This is a genomic window from Thalassobius vesicularis, assembly GCF_004799325.1.
Taxonomy (GTDB): domain Bacteria; phylum Pseudomonadota; class Alphaproteobacteria; order Rhodobacterales; family Rhodobacteraceae; genus Thalassobius; species Thalassobius vesicularis.
Map to the genome: position 1 here is coordinate 284,683 of NZ_SSMD01000004.1, position 18,721 is coordinate 303,403.

Consider the following 18,721-nt stretch of genomic DNA (forward strand, 5'->3'; position numbering starts at 1 on the left):
GGTCTATTCTGCCGCCAACCCGCCGTCAGAGCGTGAGAGGCAGAGCAATGTTCAAACCCGACCGGACGACGGCGCGCCTGACGCGCTGGAATCACCGGCTGCATGCGCGGCTGAGTGGCCTGTCGCGTCCGGCCACCGGTTTTGTCAGCCAGCCTGAACCACGCACCATCGGCAGCTTTGCCAAGGGCCGCCAATTGTTGGCCGGGAATTTCCTGTTCGCGGGTCATCTGGTCGAGGCGCCGAACACCCTTCTGTGGGACGCCGATACCCCTGATGCCGCCTATGAGGAAGAAATCCACGGCTTTGGCTGGCTGGACGATCTGGCTGCCGTGGCTGACCCGTCGACGCGGGAACGCGCACAGGCCTGGCTGTTTGCCTGGATCGAGCGGTACGGCGCGGGCAAGGGGCCGGGCTGGACGCCGGACCTGACCGGCCGCCGGCTGATCCGCTGGATCCACCACGCGCTGTTCGTGCTGCGCGGTGTGGATAAGGAGCAATCGGACGCGTTCTATCGCTCGCTCTCGCGGCAGACGGTGTTCTTGTCGCGGCGCTGGCGGGCGTGTTCGCCCGGTTTGCCGCGGTTCGAGGCGCTGACGGGGCTGATCTATGCGGGCCTGTCGCTGCAGGGGATGGCGAAACATGTCGGTCCCGCCGTGCAGGCCCTGTCGCGCGACTGCGCCGCGCAGGTGGATGCGCAGGGCGGTATACCCACGCGCAACCCCGAGGAGTTGCTGGAGGTTTTCACCCTGCTGACCTGGGCCGCCGCCGCGCTGATCGAGGCGGGGCAGGCAGTTTTGCCCGAACATCAGGCCGCGATCGAACGCATCGCCCCCACGCTGCGCACCCTGCGCCATGCGGATGGCGGGCTGGCGCGGTTCCACGGTGGCGGGCGCGGGATCGAGGGGCGGCTGGACACGGCGCTGGCGGCCTCGGGCGTGAAATCGCGCGCGCCGGACGGGCTGGCGATGGGCTATGCGCGGCTGTCGGCGGGGCGCACCAGCGTGATCGTGGATGCCAGCCCGCCGCCGGGTGGGAAGGCGTCGTATAATGCGCATGCCTCGACGCTGGCGTTCGAGCTGACCTCGGGGCGCAGGCCGGTTGTGGTCAATTGCGGCTCGGGCGCGATTTTCGGTGCGAAATGGCGACGGGCGGGGCGGGCGACGCCCAGCCATTCAACGCTGTGTCTGGACGGGCTGTCCAGCGCGCGGCTGGGCACGCGCGGCAAGGCCGAGCTGCTGACCGACGCCCCGCGCGAAGTGCCGATCGAGGTCAGCCAGGCCCCGGACGGCGTGCGGTTCGAAGGCGCGCATGACGGCTATGCCAAGACCTATGGGCTGACCCACGCGCGTACGCTGGAGATGACCTTTGACGGGCGGGCCATGGCGGGCGAAGAGCTGCTGATCGCGCTGAGCGACAAGGCCAAGCGTCGGTTCGACAAGGTGCCGCAAGTCGTGGCGCTGGAGGGCATCCCCTTTCACATCCGGTTCCACCTGCACCCCGAGGTCGATGCGACCGTGGACATGGGGGGGGCGTCGATCTCGCTGGCGCTGAAAAGCGGGGAATTGTGGCTGTTCCGGCACGAAGGGGTCGCCGAGATGACGCTGGAACCCTCGGTTTTCCTGGAAAAAGGCCGTTTGCGCCCACGTGCGACCAAACAAATCGTTTTATCTGGGCGCGCGATGGACTATGCGACGCGCATCCGCTGGTCCCTGGCCAAGCCGCAGGATACCCCAATCAGTATCCGCGACCTGAACCGGGACGAGCCTGACCTGAGCTGAACCAGAGTAAAAGAGCTGCCCCATGACGAACCTTTATCCCGTGCGCCGCGCGCTGATTTCCGTTTCCGACAAGACCGGCCTGATCGAGCTGGGCCAGGCGCTGTCCGCGCGTGGCGTCGAGCTGCTGTCCACCGGCGGGTCGGCCAAGGCGCTGCGCGATGCGGGGCTGGATGTGCGCGACGTGGCGGATGTGACCGGGTTCCCGGAAATGATGGACGGCCGCGTCAAGACCCTGCACCCCAAGGTGCATGGCGGCCTGCTGGCGCTGCGTGACAACGCCGACCACGTCGCCGCGATGGAGCAGCACGACATCGGCGGCATCGACCTGCTGGTCGTGAACCTGTACCCGTTCGAGGCCGCGCTGGCCCGTGGCGCCGACTATGACGAGATGATCGAGAACATCGACATCGGTGGCCCCGCGATGATCCGCGCCGCAGCCAAGAACCACGGCTTCGTCACCACCGTGGTGGACGTTCAGGATTACGACGCCCTGCTGGCCGAGCTGGACCGCCACGACGGCCAGACCTGCCTGAAATTCCGCCAGAAGATGGCTCAGATCGCCTATGCCCGCACCGGTGCCTATGACGCTGCGGTCAGCACCTGGATGGCTGGCGCTATCGGTCAGGAAACCCCGCGTCGCCGCGTGTTCGCCGGCGAGCTGGCCCAGACCCTGCGTTACGGCGAAAACCCGCACCAGTCGGCGGCGTTCTACCTGGATGGCTCGAACCGCCCCGGCGTGGCGACCGCGCAGCAGCATCAGGGCAAAGAGCTGTCCTATAACAACATCAACGACACCGATGCCGCGTTCGAGCTGGTGGCCGAGTTCGGCTCGGATGCCCCGGCCTGCGCGATCATCAAGCACGCCAACCCCTGCGGCGTTGCCTCGGGCGCGACCCTGGCCGAAGCGTATAGCCGTGCGTTCGACTGCGACCGGACCTCGGCCTTTGGCGGGATCATCGCGCTGAACCAGACCCTGGACGCGCCCACCGCCGAGGAAATCTGCAAGATCTTCACCGAGGTCGTCATCGCCCCCGAAGCCACCGACGAGGCCAAGGCGATCTTTGCGGCCAAGAAGAACCTGCGCCTGCTGACCACCGGCGCGCTGCCCGATCCGAAGTCGGCGATCACCACCTTCCGCCAGGTTGGCGGCGGTTTCCTGGTGCAGGGCAAGGACAACGGCGCGATCTCGCTGGACGATCTGAAGGTCGTGACCGAGCGCCAGCCCACCCAGGACGAACTGCGCGACCTGCTTTTCGCGTGGAAAGTCGCCAAGCACGTCAAGTCGAACGCCATCATCTACGTCAAGGACGGCGCCACCGTCGGTGTGGGTGCGGGCCAGATGAGCCGCGTCGACTCGACCCGTATCGCCGCGCGCAAGGCACAGGACATGGCCGAGGTGATGGGGCTGGAGCAGCCGCTGACCAAGGGCTCGGTCGTGGCATCGGACGCGTTCTTCCCGTTCGCTGATGGCCTGATCACCGCCGCCGAGGCCGGTGCGACCGCGATCATCCAGCCCGGTGGCTCGATGCGCGACCAAGAGGTCATCGACGCCGCAAACGAACGCGGGCTGGCGATGGTCTTTACCGGGATGCGCCATTTCCGCCACTAAGGCGGCGCACAAAAAAACAGCAAGTCCGGCGGGATCGTGATAGACTCGCTGGACAATTCATTTCCGAGGTCCGGCAAACGGATCCGGCACGAGGCAGGATAGGGTAGGCATATGAGGCTGGTTTTCTGGGCAGGCTTCTGGACGTTCCTTTTGGATCAGGCCAGCAAGTACCTTGTGGTGCATATCCTGAACCTGCGCGTGCGTGGCGAAATCGACGTCATCCCCCCGATTCTGAACCTGCGCATGGCCTGGAACGAGGGCGTGAATTTCGGCCTGTTCGCCAGCGGATCGGACGTGGTGCGCTGGGGGCTGATCGTGCTGGCGTTGGTCATCGTGGCCGCGGTTCTGTGGTGGGTGAACTCGGACCCGCAGGGGCGCTGGGGGATGCTGTCGGCCGGGTTGCTGATCGGCGGGGCGCTGGGGAACGTGGTGGACCGGCTGCTGTACGGGGCGGTTGCCGATTTCCTGAACATGTCGTGCTGCGGGATTTCCAACCCCTATGCGTTCAACATTGCCGATATTGCGATCTTTGTCGGCGCATTCGGGCTGATCGTGCTGGGTGGCAGGAAAAAGCAGTCGTGACGCGGCCGTCTTGATCGGCTAAAGCTTGGCTGACTGTACTGGAGGGTGGCGATGCGGATCTCTCGCGCGTTGATCATTGTTGCGTGTTTCGGCCTGGCGGCTTGCAGCGGGGATACCCGTTTGCGGGATCTGCGCTCTTTCACGGGCGGGCCGGATGAGTTCGGCATTCTGCCGGGCAAGGAATTGCAGCAGCCCAAGGATTACACTTCTCTGCCCGCGCCGACGCCGGGCGGGGCCAACCTGACGGACCAGTACCCGCTGCAGGATGCGGTTGCGGCCCTGGGCGGCAAGCCCTCGCGCTTGGTTCCGTCGGGCGTGCCCTCGACCGAGGTGGCGCTGGTCAATCATGTCAGCCGTAATGGCGTGACGCCGTCGATCCGCGCCGATCTGGCCGCCGAGGACGAGAAGTTCCGCAAGTCGCAGTCGCGCTTTACCAAGATTCGCCTGATCCGGATCGATCGCTACGAGCAAGCCTATCGCAAGCAGCGTCTGGACGCCTATGCCGAGGCGGATCGCTGGCGTGCCGCCGGTGCGAACGTTCCCTCGGCGCCGCCCTCGAACCGCTAAGGTCACAACCGCGTGCGCGGGGTTGCACGGGCAGGCATTGGGCGTATCTTTCGGAAAAACAACGGGAGGTTGCCCATGATCCGAGCTGCCGTCGCCCTGCTGGCGACTCTGGTTCTGTCTTCTCCGCTGCTGGCTGCGGGCACGGTCAGCGATTTCCAACTGGATAACGGCATGAAGGTCGTGGTGATCGAGGATCACCGCGCCCCGGTCGTCGTGCACATGGTCTGGTATCGCGCCGGATCGGCCGATGAGCCGCCGGGTCAGTCCGGTGTCGCGCATTTCCTGGAACACCTGCTGTTCAAGGGCACGGATACGCTGGCCCCGGGCGAGTTCTCGGCGACGGTGGCGCTGAACGGGGGCACGGACAACGCCTTTACCAGCTACGATTACACCGCCTATTACCAGCGCGTCGCGGCGGACCGCCTGCCGCTGATGATGAAGATGGAAGCGGACAGGATGAAGAACCTGCGCCTGTCCGAGGGCGACATCGTGACCGAGCGCAACGTGATCCTGGAAGAGCGCAACATGCGGGTCGAGAACAACGCCTCGGCCTTGTTCCGCGAACAGCTGGCGGCGGCGCAGTACCTGAACCACCGCTACGGCGTGCCGGTGATCGGTTGGCGTCATGAAATGGCCGAGTTGGGTCTGGACGACGCGCTGTCCTTTTACGGCACCTATTATTCGCCCAACGATGCGATTCTGGTCGTGGCCGGGGACGTGCAGCCCGACGCGGTGCTGGACCTGGCCAAGCAGTATTACGGCGTGATCCCGGCCAACCCGGATCTACCCGCCGAACGCTACCGCAGCGCCGAGCCGCCGCAAACTGCCGAGCGGCGCTTGCTGTTCCGGGACGCGCGGGTGGCGCAGCCTTATGTAGTGCGCTCGTACCTGGCGCCGGAACGTGACAGCGGTGCGCAGACCGACGCCGCCGCGCTGGCGATTCTGGCCGAGGTTCTGGGCGGTTCGACCACCTCGATCATGGCGGAAAAGTTGCAATTCGACAGCAAGACCGCGCTGTACACGGCGGCCTATTATGGCGGCACCTCGCTGGACCGGACCACGTTCGAGCTGGTCGTCGTGCCCGCGCCGGGTGTCACCATGCAACAGGCCGAGGATGCGATGGATGACGTGCTGTCGGGCCTGCTGGAAAACGGCATCGACGAAGAGCGGCTGGCCCGCGTGAAGATGCAGGTGCGCGCCTCGGAGATCTATGCGCTGGACGATACCGAGGGGCTGGCCAACCGCTATGGCCGCGCGCTGACGCAGGGGCTGACGATCCAGGACGTGCAGGAATGGCCGAACGTGTTGCAGGCTGTCTCAGTGGCGGATGTGCTGGACGTGGCGCGCCGCGTGTTGGATCGCCGCCAATCCGTGACCGGCTGGTTGATGAGTGAAGAGGTGGGCCAATGATCGCGCGTTTTATTCTGTCGCTGGGCCTGTTGCTGGCCGCTTTGCCGGCCTGGGCCGACGTGAATATCCAGCAGGTGACCTCGGCCAGTGGGCTGAAGGCGTGGCTGGTCGAGGATCACACCATCCCCTTCACCGCGCTGGAGCTGCGGTTCCGTGGCGGCGCGCGTCTGGATGCGGCGGACAAATCGGGCGCGACGAACCTGATGGTCGGGCTGCTGGAGGAAGGCGCGGGTGACCGTGATTCTCGCCAGTTCGCCCGCGCGCTGGAGGAGCTGGCCGCGAGTTTCGGCTATGACCTTTCGGACGATTTCACCTCGGTCTCGGCCAAGTTCCTGACGGAGAACCGGGACCAGGCGGTGGCGCTGCTGCGCGACAGTCTGATTGCCCCGCGCTTTGACGAGGACGCGGTGGAGCGCGTGCGCCAGCAGGTTCTGTCGGGCATCATGTCCGATGACAAAGACCCGCGCGACATCGCCTCGCGCCAGTTCCGAGAGCTGGTTTATGGCGACCACCCCTATGCCCGTCCGCAAAGCGGCACCGCCGAAACGGTGACGGCGCTGACCCGTGATGACTTGATCGCTGCGCATAAGTCCGCGCTGACCCGCGACCGGGTCTATATCGGCGCGGTGGGGGATATCACTCCGGACGAGCTGGCGCAGCTGATGGACACGCTGCTGGCCGATCTGCCCGCAACCGGGCCCGAACTGCCCGCCGCCGCAGCGCTGAACCTGCCCGGCGGCGTGCAAGTGACCGATTACCAGACCCCGCAATCGGTGGTGCTGTTCGCGCAACCCGGCATCAGTCAGGACGACCCGGATTTCTTTCCGGCCTTCGTGCTGGACCTGATCCTGGGTGGTGGCGGTTTCGAAAGCCGGCTGATGCACGAGGTGCGCGAAAAACGCGGGCTGACCTATGGCGTCTACACCTACCTGGCCGACAAGGACGGGGCGCAGTTGTGGATGGGCTCGGTCGCGTCAGGGAACGAGCGCGTGGCGCAGGCCGTTCAGGTGATCCGCGACGAATGGCAGAAGCTGCAAGAGCACGGCGTGACCCAGAAAGAGCTGGACGACGCCAAGACCTATCTGACCGGCGCCTATCCGCTGCGGTTCGACGGCAACGCGCAGATCGCGCAAATCCTGGTGGGGATGCAGACCTCGGGGCGGCCGATCGACTATATCGCCACCCGCAACGACAAGGTGAACGCGGTGACGCTGGAGGATATCCAGCGCGTCGCCAAGCGGCTGGTGGACCCGGCGCACCTGACCTTTGTCATCGTGGGTCAGCCGCAGGACCTGCCCGCGAACTGAACGAAATACCTGTCGCTGCGCCCGCGTTTCTGGTTTAAGGCGGGCGCATGACACACCCCCGTTTCGAGATTTTCCTGGTCGCCACCCCCGGGTTGGAGGCCCCCCTGCTGGCCGAGGCTCATGAGGCCGGTTTCGCCGGTGCCACGCTGATTCCCGGCGGCGTCACCTTTCAGGGCGGCTGGCCGGATGTCTGGCGCGCCAATCTGGTGCTGCGCGGTGCGACGCGGGTGCTGGCGCGGATCGGGGAATTCCGGGCGTTCCATCTGGCGCAGCTGGACAAGCGGGCGACGAAATTCGACTGGCGCGCGGTGCTGCGCCCGGATGTGCCGGTGCGGGTCGAGGCGACCTCGAAACGATCAAAGATTTACCACGCAGGGGCTGCGGCCCAACGGGTCGAGGGCGCGCTGACGACGGCGGGCATCCCCCTGTCACCCGAGGCCGATCTGGTGCTGAAGCTGCGGATCGACGACAACCTGTGCACCTTCAGCGTCGATACCTCGGGCGAAAGCCTGCACAAGCGCGGGCACAAAGAGGCCGTGAACAAGGCCCCCATGCGCGAGACGATGGCGGCGATGTTCCTGCGCCAATGCGGGTTTGACGGCACGCAAACGGTGCTGGACCCGATGTGCGGCTCGGGGACGTTTGTCATCGAGGCGGCCGAGATGGCGGCGGGTCTGGCCCCCGGACGCACCCGCGATTTCGCGTTCCAGCGGCTGGCCAGCTATGACGAGGCAGCCTGGACGCAGATGAAGGCGGCGGTGAAAACGCGCCAGCCTGCGGCGCGGTTCTATGGTTCCGACCGGGATGCCGGAGCGATCCGGATGAGCCAAGCCAATGCCGAACGCGCGGGTGTCAGCGCCTGGACCGAGTTCCAGACCCTGCCAATCAGCGACATCACCCCGCCCGCCGGCCCCGCCGGGCTGATCATCGGCAACCCGCCCTACGGCGCGCGAATCGGTAATAAAAAGCCGCTGTTCGCGCTCTATGGCTCGATGGGGACGGTGCTGAAGGAACGGTTCCGGGGCTGGCGCGTCGCGATCATCACCTCGGACCCCGGTCTGGCCAAGGCGACGGCGCTGCCGTTCCTGCCCAAGGGCCCGTCGATCGCGCATGGCGGGCTGAAGGTGGACCTGTACCGCACCGATCCGCTGTAAGCGAAATCCCCGCATGCGGAACATTACATAACAAAGCAAGTTTCGCATTGATGGTTACAAATGTAACAAATATCCCCTTCGGAAACACCCCGAGGAGGACCCCATGAAGATCGAACAAATCCACCACGTCGCCTATCGCTGCAAGGACGCCAAGCAGACGGTCGAGTGGTATCGCGACATGCTGAACATGGATTTCATCCTGGCGATTGCCGAGGATCACGTGCCCTCGACCCACGAGCCGGACCCCTACATGCACATCTTCCTGGATGCCGGAAATGGCAACGTACTGGCCTTCTTTGAACTGCCGACCAAGCCCGAAATGGGCCGTGATCCGAACACCCCGATCTGGGTGCAGCACATCGCGTTCAAGGTGAAGGACCGCGACGAACTGGTCGCCTTCAAAGAGCATCTGGAGGCCAAGGGGGTCGAGGTGCTGGGCGTGACCGATCACTCGATCTTCCACTCGATCTATTTCTTCGATCCGAACGGCCACCGCGTGGAACTGGCCTGCCCGGATCCCGAAGAAGAGGCGATGCTGGCCCGTCTGGACAGCGTGAAGTGGGACATGCTGGAGGAATGGTCGCGCACCAAGAAAGCCCCCAAACACGCGGAATGGATGCACGCCAAGGAACTGTCGGACGTGTAAGTCACCGCGGAATCGAGGCCGAAGGCCGCCGCGCCATCGCCAGTCCGTCCCGCGGGCTGGCGATTTTGTTTTGGCACGATCTGTTTCGGCGTTTGCCGGATTTGGCGGGGATAAAGCGCCTCGCTCCTCCGGTGGATCGCCATCCCCCGGACTGGCGATGACTCGTCAGCCCTCGCCGTAGGGCACCCAGATGGTCTTGATCTCGGTCGCGGCGTCCATGACGGCGCGGCTGTGGTCGGCCTGCCAGTCGCGGGCATGGCCATTGTTGACCCAGGTGCGTTTCAGGTTCCCGGCGCTGGCGCGTTCGATGGTGGCGGACAGGTCGGTGGAGGAGAAGCTCCAGACCGCGTCCACGTCCATATGGCTGGCCAGCGTCGGGGCCAGATCGGCATGCGGGCCTGTCAGGATGTTGACGACCCCGGCGGGCACGTCGGACGTGTCCAGCACCTGGTAGAAATCGGTGGCGGCCAGCGGGAAGGGCTGGCTGGCGCACAGCACCACGCGGTTGCCCATCGCAATCGCCGGGGCCATGACCGAGATCAGGCCCAGCAGCGGCGCTTCGTCCGGGCACAGCGCACCGATGACGCCGACGGGTTCGTGCATCGCCATGGCGACGCCCCGGATCGGGACGGATTTCACCGCGCCGTCCAGCTTGTCGGCCCATGCGGCGGCGGTGAACAGGCGGGTGATCGCGGTCTCGACCTCTTGCGCGCCCTGACGGGTGCCGGTCAGCGCGTCGATCCGGGCAGCAAATTCGCTGGCGCGGGAGGAGAGGTTCTCGGCGATGTAATACAGGATTTGCGCGCGCAGATGGGCGGTGGATTTGGCCCAGCCTGACGCACCGCGCGCCGCCTCGACCGCGTTGCGGATGTCCTTGCGGCTGGCGATGGGGGCGTGGCCCAACAGCTTGCCGGACTTGCCATAGATGGCCTGCGAGTAGCCGCCATCAGGGCGCGCCTGCTTGCCGCCGATATAGAGTTTCGGGGTGCGGTCGATCCCGTCGGCGGCACCGTCGCCCTCGTAGGCCGCGATCGGGGCCAGTGGTTTGGGCTTGCCGGTGGGCTTGGTGTAGGCGCGCAGGCCTTCCCATCCGCCCTCGCGGCCAAATCCGCTGTCGCGGATGCCGCCGAACCCGGCGGCAGCGTCGAACAGGTTGGTGGCGTTCACCCAGACCACCCCGGCAGCCAGTTTCGGCGCGATGTCGAGGGCGAGGTTCACGTTTTCTGTCCAGACCGTGGCGGCCAGCCCGTAACGGGTGTTGTTGGCGATCTGCACGGCCTCGGCCGGGGTGCGGAAGGTCGTGGACACCAGCACGGGACCAAAGATTTCGTCCTGCATCAGGCGATGCGCGGGGTCCAGCCCGGTGATCAGGGTTGGCGGGTAGTAGCACCCCTCGGCCGGCAGTTGGGCGTTGACGCGGAAGGTTTCGCCATCGGTGTTGCTGTCGACCATGTCACGGATGGTCTGCAGCTGGATCGGGTCGGCCAGCGCGCCCATGTCGATGCTTTTGTCCAGCGGGTTACCGATGCGCAGGGTCTGCATCCGGGCGCGCAGCTTGTCGTGGAATCGCGCGGCGATGCCTTCCTGCACCAACAGACGTGATCCGGCGCAGCAGACCTGTCCCTGATTGAACCAGATCGCATCGACCAGCCCCTCGATGGCGGAATCCAGATCGGCGTCGTCGAACACGATGTAGGGGGATTTGCCGCCCAGTTCCAATGTCAGCGCCTTGCCGCTGCCAGCGGTTGCGGCGCGGATCTGGCGGCCGACCTCGGTCGAGCCGGTGAAGGCGATCTTGTCGATGCCGGGATGGGCGGTGATCATCTGACCGACCGCGCCGTCGCCGGTGACGATGTTGACGACGCCCTTGGGCAGGCCCGCCTGACGGCAGATGTCGGCGAAGAGTAAGGCTGTGAGCGAGGTATACTCGGCCGGTTTCAGCACCACGGTGTTACCCATCGCCAGCGCGGGCGCGACCTTCCACGCCAGCATCAAGAGAGGGAAGTTCCACGGGATGATCTGGCCGCAGACACCCAATGCCTCGCGCCCCGACAGTTCGCTGTCCATCAGCTGGGCCATGCCGGCGTGATAGTAGAAATGCCGCTGCGCCAGCGGGATGTCGATGTCGCGCGATTCCCGGATCGGTTTGCCGTTGTCCAGCGTCTCAAGCACCGCGAACAGGCGGGCGTGTTTTTGCAGCAGGCGGGCGAGGGCATAGAGGTGGCGGGCGCGGCCATGTCCGCCCAGTTTCGCCCATTTCGGCTGTGCCTTGCGGGCGGCGGCAACGGCGGCGTCCACATCGGCTTGGGTGGCCTGAGTCAGGGTGGCGAGGGTTTCACCGGTGGCGGGGTTTTTCGAGTCGAATCCGTCGCCGGGTTCGGTGAATGCGCCGTTGATGAAATGCCCGAAGCGGTCGCCTTGATCGACCAGCCAGGCCAGTGCATCAGCAGCGGATTCGGGGGCGGGGCCGTAGTCCATGGTTTCGAAGATATCTTTGACAGTCATGTGCTTAGCCCATCGGATGGCGGTAAGAGGCAGAGTAGGCGCCGGTAACGTGATGCTCCAGCTGGCGCTCGATATCGCCCAGCAGGGACGAGGCGCCAAAGCGGAACAGGTCGGGTTGCAGCCAGCGATTGCCCAGCTCTTCCTTGATCAGGGACAGGTAAACCAGCGAGTCCTTGGCCTTGGAAATCCCGCCCGCCGGTTTGTAGCCGACGCGATAGCCGGTGCGGTCATAATAGTCGCGGATGGCGCGGATCATCACCAGGCTGACGGGCAGGGTGGCGTTGACGCTTTCCTTGCCGGTCGAGGTCTTGATGAAATCGGCCCCGGCCATCATGCAGATCAGGCTGGCACGGGCGACGTTGCGCAGGCTACCCAACTCTCCGGTGGCGAGGATCGCTTTGACATGGGCATCGCCACAGGCGGCGCGGAAGGTCTTCATCTCGTCATACAGCGCCTGCCAGTCGCCGGTCAGGACGTGGCGGCGCGAGATCACGATGTCGATCTCATGCGCCCCGGCCTTCACGCTTTCCTCGATCTCGGCGACGCGCAGGTGGAAGGGCGACAGGCCCGCCGGGAAGCCGGTCGAGACGGCAGCGACGGGGATGCCCGAGCCCTTCAGCGCCTCGACGGCAGGGGCGATCATGTCGTGATAGACGCAGACGGCGCCGACGGTCAGACCCTGCATCCCCAGCGCCTGCAACAGGTCGGCGCGGACGGGTTGGCGGGCCTTGGCGCACAGGCGCTGGACGCGGCCTGCGGTGTCATCGCCAGCCAGCGTGGTCAGGTCGATGCACGAGATCGCCTTGCACAGCCACGCGGCCTGATAGTCCTTTTTCACGCTGCGACGGCCCGGCAGGGTGGCGGCGCGCCGCTCGATCGCCGAGGTGTTGGCCTGCGCGGTGCGCACCCAGTCCAGGTCCAACTCCATCCCCGGATTGCGGGGTTCGGTCAGCTGCGGCAGATGGGTTTGAATGACTTGGGGTTCGGTGTGCACCGGTCCCTCCCTTCGCGGTTTCGCGGGCAGGGTGACACGGGCGCGGGGCGATTGGCAAGGCAGGGCGTGGGGTCAGGCGGTGCGCAGCGCGATCAGCCCGCGCGGGCTGGGGTCGTCATGCAAGGTGACGGGAACGCCCTGCGCACGCAGCCCTTCGGCATAGGATTGGGACAAGGGGGTGTCGGACAGGATCGCGACCTGCTGACCCAGCCACCAAGCGCGGGCGGCGCCCATCTCGGCCCCGATCAGGTGACCGGTTTGGGCCGCGGGATCGGCCTCTGAGGCGGCCAGATGCGCGGCCAGACGTTCGGGGCGCGACAGGGTTTCGGCCAGAGCGCCCGGACTTGCGCCGTCAGGGCAGGCAAGGGCATGGATCAGGCGGGGCGTCAGGAAGGTCTGAAACCCGACCAGTTCGCGCGCGGACAGCAGGCACCAGTAGCTGTGCGATCCCGTCAGGATCAGCGCCACGCCGTCCCAATCGGCATGATCCGTCTGAAACCCCAGCAGTTGCAGGCGTTGCGGCGCGGGCAGGCGGCTGGTTCCGTCTTGCAGGTCCACAAACGCGCCAGCGGGGGCGAGTTTCGCGGGAACGCTTGCCACCTGACGCGAGGGAGCGACGGCGATCACGTCCGCCTCGCCCAGGTCGGCCAGGATTGCATCGGCGGTCAGGCCCGTCGCCTCGGACACCACCGTGTCGCCGCGAAAGCCCCAGCCACGCACGCCGTTCTTGTCTTCGATGATACCGATCCAGTCGCTCATGCCCCGCAGATAGGACCCGCGGGGCATGGCGTCAATCACTGCGCCGCCATCGCGGACGGGCGTGCCAGTTTGATGACCGCGTCATACTGGGCCAGGAAGACCTCTCCGGTCAGTTCCTCAAGGAAATGGCTGCGCTTGAGGCGGTCCATCACGGGGCCTTTCACCTCGGTCAGGTGCAGCTTGATGCCCAGATCCTTGAGGCGGGTGTTGATCGCCTCAAGGCTTTCCAGCGCGGACATGTCGATTTCATTCACGGCCGAGCACATCAGCACCACATGCCGAATCGGCTGATCGCAAGCGATGCGGTTGTAGATGTAATCCTCGAGGAACCGGGCATTGGCGAAATACAGGCTTTCGTCGATGCGCAGGGTCACGATCTCGGGGTGGGTTTCGACCTTGTGGCGCAGGATGTTGCGGAAATGGTGGGTGCCGGGGACCAGGCCCACCTCGGCCACGTGCGGGCGCGAGGTTTTATAGAGGAACAGGCCGATCGACAGGATCACGCCTGCGGACACGCCCATTTCCACACCAAAGCCCAGCGTCAGCAGGATGGTCGCGGCCACGGCGGCGAAATCGACCTTGGAGTAGGTCCAGGTCTTTTTCAGGATCGAGAAATCGACCAGCGACAGCACGGCGACGATGATCGTGGCGGCCAGCGTCGCCTGCGGCAGGAAGTACAGCAGCGGGGTCAGCAACAGGGCGGCCAGCAGGATGCCGACGGCGGTAAAGGCACCGGCAGCCGGGGTTTCAGCGCCCGCGTCGAAGTTGACGACCGAGCGCGCAAAGCCGCCTGTCACCGGGTAGCCGCCGGTCAGCGCGGCCGCGATGTTCGAGGTGCCAAGGCCCACCAGTTCCTGGTCGGGCACGATGCGCTGGCGTTTCTTGGTGGCCAGGGTTTGCGCGACCGAGACGGACTCGACAAAGCCGATGATCGAGATCAGCACCGCCGACATGAACAGCGACGACCACATGCCCGCATCGAACGAGGGCAGGGTCAGCGGCGGCAGGCCCATCGGCACGTCACCGACGATCTTCACGCCTTTGTCCTGAAGCCCGAAGGCAAAGGTCACCAGCGTGGTCACGGCAACGGCGCCCACGGGGCCCGCCTTGGCCAGAATGTCGGCCAGGCGGGGCTTCAGGCCCAGGCTGAGCAGCAGAGGTTTCAGCCCCTTGCGGACCCAGAACAGAAAGCCGGTGGTGGCAAGGCCGATGAACAGGGTGATCGGGTTGGCCAGGTGCTGGTTTTCGAACAGCGAGACGGTCAGCTGGATCAGGTTGTGACCCTCGGCCTTGATCCCGAAGATGTGCTTCAGCTGCGAGGTCGCGATCAGCACGCCCGAGGCGGTGATGAAGCCCGCAATCACCGGGTGGGACAGGAAATTCGCCAGAAAGCCCAGCCGGAAGATCCCCATCACGGTCAGCAGTAGACCCGACAGAAAGGCCAGCGTGATCGCGGCGGCGGCGTATTCGGGCGTGCCTTGCACCGCGATATTGCCCACGGCGGCGGCGGTCATCAGCGACACCACGGCCACCGGACCCACGGCCAGCGCGCGCGAGGTGCCGAAGATCGCGTAGGCCACCAGCGGCAGGATCGACGCGTACAGCCCCATCTCGGCTGGCAGACCCGCCAGCAGCGCATAGGCCAGCGATTGCGGGATCAGCATGATGGTCACGATCAGGGCGGCGACCAGATCGTTGGTCAGCGTGTCCTTGTCGTAGGTTTTCGACCAGCCCAGGATCGGCAAGTGGCGTTCCAGGGATTTGCGGGTCAGTGTCGGCAAGCGCATCGGCTTTGGGTCCTTGCGGGTGAGGAAAGTCTCAGGGCGGGGAAGGCCCCGCCCTGTTTGTCGTTTTGGGTTACTTGGCCGAGACCTTCTCGGGTTTGGCCAGCCATTCCTTGCCGCGCAGCATCGCCTTCCAGTAGACGGGCGGCAGGATCTGTTCCTTCAGGATCCAGGCGGCGCGGGTCGGTTTGGTGCCGTCGATCATCCATTTCGGGAACGAAGGCAGCAGCGCCCCGCCATAGCCGAATTCGGCCAGGACGATCTTGCCGCGCTCCACCGTCAGCGGGCACGAGCCGTAGCCGTTGTAGATGGCGGTTGGCGATTTCCCGAGGATGTCGTCCACCAGGTTTTCGGCCACGATCGGGGCCTGCATCCGGGCGGCGGCGGCGGTTTTGGCATTCGGCGCGTTCATCACGTCGCCCAGTGACCAGACGTTGTCATAAGTCTTGTGGCGCAGGGTGGCCTGATCCACGTCGACCCAGCCAGCGGCATCGGCCAGCGGTGACACCCGGATGAAATCGGGCGCGGTTTGCGGCGGGCAGACGTGCATCATGTCGAACTCGACCTCGATGCGTTCCTTGGGCGTGTCGGGCTTGGCCACGTCGAACCATGCCTTCTTCGCCGGGCCGTCCACGGCCACGAGGTTGTGGAAGAAGTTCAGCTTGGCGTCGTATTTCTTGACGTATTGCTCCAGCGCGGGGACGTAGTCCTTGACCCCGAAAAGCACACCACCGGCGTTCATGAAGTTGATGTCGATGTTGTTCAGGACGCCGGATTTGAACCAATGGTCGCCGGACAGGTACATCGCCTTTTGCGGCGCCCCGGCGCATTTGATCGGCATCGGCGGCTGGGTGAACAGCGCGCGGCCTTTCTTCAGGCCCTTGACCAGTTCCCAGGTATAGGGGGCCAGATCGTAGCGGTAGTTCGAGGTGACGCCGTTCTTGCCCAGCGTTTCGACCAGGCCTTCGACCTTGTGCCAGTCCAGTTTCAGGCCCGGGCAAACGACCAGACGGTCGTATTTCACCACGCGGCAGCCATCCAGGATGACGGCGTTGTCGGCAGGTTCAAACGCGGCGACGGCGGATTTGATCCAGTGCACGCCTTGCGGGATCAGGCTGCCCATCGTCTTGGCGGTGGTCTGGGCGTCGAACACGCCCGCGCCGACCATGGTCCAGCCGGGCTGGTAATAGTGAATGTCGGCGGGATCCAGAATCGCGATGTTCAGATCGCCCTTGCGCGCCTTGATCGAGGAGGCCACGGCAATGCCTGCCGCGCCGCCGCCGACGATCACCACGTCGAATTTCGCGTCGCCGGTATCGGTCGGCGTCTTGCCGCCGTTCACGATGCGGCGAACCACGCCGGCCATGTCATAGCCAGCGGCCTTGGTCGCGGCCAGAATCTCGGAGGCCGGTTTGGATTTCGCCACGGCCAGCGACCACAACGTGGTCGAGCGCGTGCCGGTCCGGCAATAGGCCAGGGTCGGGCCGGGCAGCTCGATCAGGGCCTTGCCGAAATCGGCGGCGTCGCTGTCCAGCACCTTGCCGGATTCGATCGGCAGATAACGGGTTTGCAGACCGGCGGCCTGCGCGGCGGCGTCCACCTCGTCAAAGGTGGGCTGGTCGGCGGCCTCGCCATCGGGGCGGTTGCAGATGATCGAGCGGAAGCCCATCCGCGCCAGCTCGGCCACGTCTTCGGGCAGGATCTGGGCGGCGACGGACAGCTCGTCAGAGATTTTCTTGGGGTCCATGTGGGGGGTCCTTGTTGGGGTCTTTGGGGGGGTCACAAGCGGCAGGTGTTCAGCCCCAGTACGCGGTACAGCGGGCAGATACGGAAGGCCGAGGTCAAAGCAATCGCGCCGCCAATCGCGGCGACGGCGTACTTGGCCGCATCAACGTTCCAGATGTCCCATCCAGCAACAAACGGCATCAGAAAGATACCCACTCCGGCGACTAGTCGGACCAACCGGTCCAAATTTCCAACGTTACAGGTCATGGCTCCTCCTCGGATAGTGAACATATAAAGTAATGTGAATGTATATTTCAACAACTCTGTACCGGGTGCGGCGGAATGGAGCGGGAATAATTCCCCAAAACAAAAGGCCCGCCAGAACGGCGGGCCTTTCGCAAGGGGTTTGGCGTGGATCAGACGGCCGAGAAACCGGCGTCCAGCGCGTCCAGAATCACCTGCACTTCGGCCTCGGTGATGGTCAGCGGCGGCGACATCAGGATGTTGTGCATCCCCAGACGGACCATCGCACCGGCCTGATAGGCGGCGGTGTGAATGCGCTTCATAGAGGCGGCGTCCATCGGGGTCTTGGCAGCCTTGTCGCTGACGATCTCGATCCCGTGCATCAGGCCGTGGCCGCCACGCACGTCACCGATGATGTCGTGCTTTTCGGCCAGTTTCAGGATGCCCTCGTGCAGCTGCTTGCCACGCGCGGCCGCGTTGGTCTTGGTGTCCAGACGCAGGGTTTCCGAGATCGTGGCGGTGACGGCAGCCGCGCCCACCGGATGGGCCGAGTAGGTGTAGCCGTGGTAGATGCCGCCCTCGGAACCCGCGCCTTCGAACACTTCGGCGACCTTGCCGCTGATCAGCGCCGCGCCGACCGGGAAGTAGCCCGAGGTGATGCCCTTGGCCATGCTCATCATGTCGGGCTTCACGCCCCAATGACGCGCGCCCGACCAGTCGCCGGTGCGGCCAAAGCCGGTGATGACCTCGTCCGAGATCAGCAGGATGCCGTGGCGGTCGCAGATGTCGCGCATCAGCTTCATGAACGAGGCGTCGGGCACGATCACCCCGCCCGCGCCCTGGATCGGCTCCATGATGAAGGCGGCGATGGTTTTCGGGTCCTGGAACGCGATCTCGTCCTCCATCGCGGCGGCGATGTTCTGCGCCAGCTTGGCCGGGTCGGTCTCGTTATAGGGGTTGCGATAGGTGTAGGGGCTGGGCAGGTGGAAACAGCCCGCCAGCAGCGGTTCATACGCGGTGCGGAAACGTGCGTTGCCGTTCACCGACGCGCCGCCGAAATGGGTGCCGTGATAGCCCTTTTTCAGCGACAGGAACTTGGTGCGGGTCGGCTCGCCACGCAGGCGGTGGTACTGGCGCGCCAGACGCAGGGTGGTTTCCACCGAGTCAGAACCGCCCGAGGTGAAGAACACGCGCTCGACGCCATCTTCGGCGAACATTTCCTGGACCGCGTAGGCGGCCTCGATCGCGGGCGGGTTGGTCGAGCCGGCGAAGGCCGAGTAATAGGGCAGATCGTACAGCTGCTTGGCGATGGCGTCTTTGACGACGTTGTTCGAGTAGCCCAAGTTCACGCACCACAGGCCGCCCACGGCGTCCACGACGGAATGCCCGTCGATGTCGGTGATCTTCACCCCTTCGGCGCTGGTGATGATGGTCGGCGCGTTCGCACGGATGTCGGCGGGGGCCCCCATCGGGTGCCACAGCTGGCGCGCGTTGTTCTCTTTAAGGAAGTTCTGGTCTTTCATGTCGCTACTCCGAAGCGGGAATTTGATCAAATGTTATCCCGAGTCTTTACCCACTCCAAGCCTATCCGCGACATTCGGCGTTGGAAAACGAAAACCCCCGCCACGGGGACGGGGGTTTTACGGTATTCCGGCCGG

The 18,721-nt window shown here is 65.2% G+C and carries 15 protein-coding genes; 8 read left to right on the forward strand and 7 right to left on the reverse strand.

Going from position 1 to position 18,721, the window contains the following annotated elements:
* Positions 1 to 47 precede the first annotated feature (47 nt).
* From E7681_RS10325 to E7681_RS10360, 8 genes are all read left to right on the forward strand, one after another.
* Positions 48 to 1,778 carry a heparinase II/III family protein gene (locus tag E7681_RS10325; RefSeq protein WP_136339205.1) on the forward strand — a complete coding sequence of 577 codons (1,731 nt, stop codon included), beginning with the start codon at positions 48 to 50 and terminating at the stop codon, positions 1,776 to 1,778.
* Positions 1,779 to 1,800: 22 nt separating this feature from the next.
* Positions 1,801 to 3,387, forward strand: a complete 1,587-nt coding sequence (gene purH, locus E7681_RS10330; RefSeq protein ID WP_136339206.1) for a bifunctional phosphoribosylaminoimidazolecarboxamide formyltransferase/IMP cyclohydrolase — start codon at positions 1,801 to 1,803, stop codon at positions 3,385 to 3,387.
* Positions 3,388 to 3,498: 111 nt separating this feature from the next.
* The gene (gene lspA, locus E7681_RS10335) at positions 3,499 to 3,969 is read left to right on the forward strand and encodes a signal peptidase II (protein ID WP_136339207.1); all 471 of its coding nucleotides are present in this window, start codon (positions 3,499 to 3,501) and stop codon (positions 3,967 to 3,969) included.
* A 51-nt stretch (positions 3,970 to 4,020) separates the two neighbouring features.
* Positions 4,021 to 4,536, forward strand: coding sequence for a DUF3035 domain-containing protein (locus tag E7681_RS10340; RefSeq protein ID WP_211089788.1), 516 nt, complete (start codon positions 4,021 to 4,023; stop codon positions 4,534 to 4,536).
* 75 nt (positions 4,537 to 4,611) lie between these two features.
* Positions 4,612 to 5,946: a M16 family metallopeptidase gene (locus E7681_RS10345; protein WP_136339208.1), complete on the forward strand. Its 1,335-nt coding sequence runs from the start codon at positions 4,612 to 4,614 to the stop codon at positions 5,944 to 5,946.
* Complete coding sequence (locus E7681_RS10350) at positions 5,943 to 7,253, forward strand: M16 family metallopeptidase (protein WP_136339209.1); 1,311 nt, start codon at positions 5,943 to 5,945, stop codon at positions 7,251 to 7,253. Before E7681_RS10345 ends, E7681_RS10350 begins: the two co-directional genes overlap by 4 nt.
* A gap of 47 nt (positions 7,254 to 7,300) precedes the next feature.
* A complete protein-coding gene (locus E7681_RS10355; RefSeq protein ID WP_136339210.1) occupies positions 7,301 to 8,407 on the forward strand; it encodes a THUMP domain-containing class I SAM-dependent RNA methyltransferase in 1,107 nt (368 codons plus the stop codon).
* 103 nt (positions 8,408 to 8,510) lie between these two features.
* On the forward strand, positions 8,511 to 9,053 hold the full coding sequence (locus E7681_RS10360; RefSeq protein WP_136339211.1) for a VOC family protein: 543 nt from the start codon (positions 8,511 to 8,513) through the stop codon (positions 9,051 to 9,053).
* 165 nt (positions 9,054 to 9,218) lie between these two features.
* On the opposite strand, the gene E7681_RS10365 is transcribed toward E7681_RS10360, so the two are convergent.
* From E7681_RS10365 to E7681_RS10395, 7 genes are all read right to left on the reverse strand, one after another.
* The gene (locus E7681_RS10365) at positions 9,219 to 11,558 is read right to left on the reverse strand and encodes an aldehyde dehydrogenase family protein (RefSeq protein WP_136339212.1); all 2,340 of its coding nucleotides are present in this window, start codon (positions 11,556 to 11,558) and stop codon (positions 9,219 to 9,221) included.
* A 4-nt stretch (positions 11,559 to 11,562) separates the two neighbouring features.
* A complete protein-coding gene (gene deoC, locus E7681_RS10370; RefSeq protein WP_246032461.1) occupies positions 11,563 to 12,552 on the reverse strand; it encodes a deoxyribose-phosphate aldolase in 990 nt (329 codons plus the stop codon).
* Positions 12,553 to 12,624: 72 nt separating this feature from the next.
* Entirely contained in the window at positions 12,625 to 13,311 is a 687-nt protein-coding gene (locus E7681_RS10375) for a 2-dehydro-3-deoxygalactonokinase (protein WP_168733190.1), read from the reverse strand.
* Positions 13,312 to 13,346: 35 nt separating this feature from the next.
* Positions 13,347 to 15,098, reverse strand: a complete 1,752-nt coding sequence (locus E7681_RS10380) for a SulP family inorganic anion transporter (RefSeq protein WP_136339214.1) — start codon at positions 15,096 to 15,098, stop codon at positions 13,347 to 13,349.
* A gap of 70 nt (positions 15,099 to 15,168) precedes the next feature.
* Complete coding sequence (locus E7681_RS10385; RefSeq protein WP_136339215.1) at positions 15,169 to 16,842, reverse strand: bifunctional protein tyrosine phosphatase family protein/NAD(P)/FAD-dependent oxidoreductase; 1,674 nt, start codon at positions 16,840 to 16,842, stop codon at positions 15,169 to 15,171.
* Between the two features lie 32 nt (positions 16,843 to 16,874).
* Entirely contained in the window at positions 16,875 to 17,111 is a 237-nt protein-coding gene (locus E7681_RS10390) for a YgaP family membrane protein (protein WP_342777057.1), read from the reverse strand.
* A gap of 125 nt (positions 17,112 to 17,236) precedes the next feature.
* Positions 17,237 to 18,586 carry an aminotransferase class III-fold pyridoxal phosphate-dependent enzyme gene (locus E7681_RS10395; RefSeq protein ID WP_136339217.1) on the reverse strand — a complete coding sequence of 450 codons (1,350 nt, stop codon included), beginning with the start codon at positions 18,584 to 18,586 and terminating at the stop codon, positions 17,237 to 17,239.
* Positions 18,587 to 18,721 lie beyond the last annotated feature (135 nt).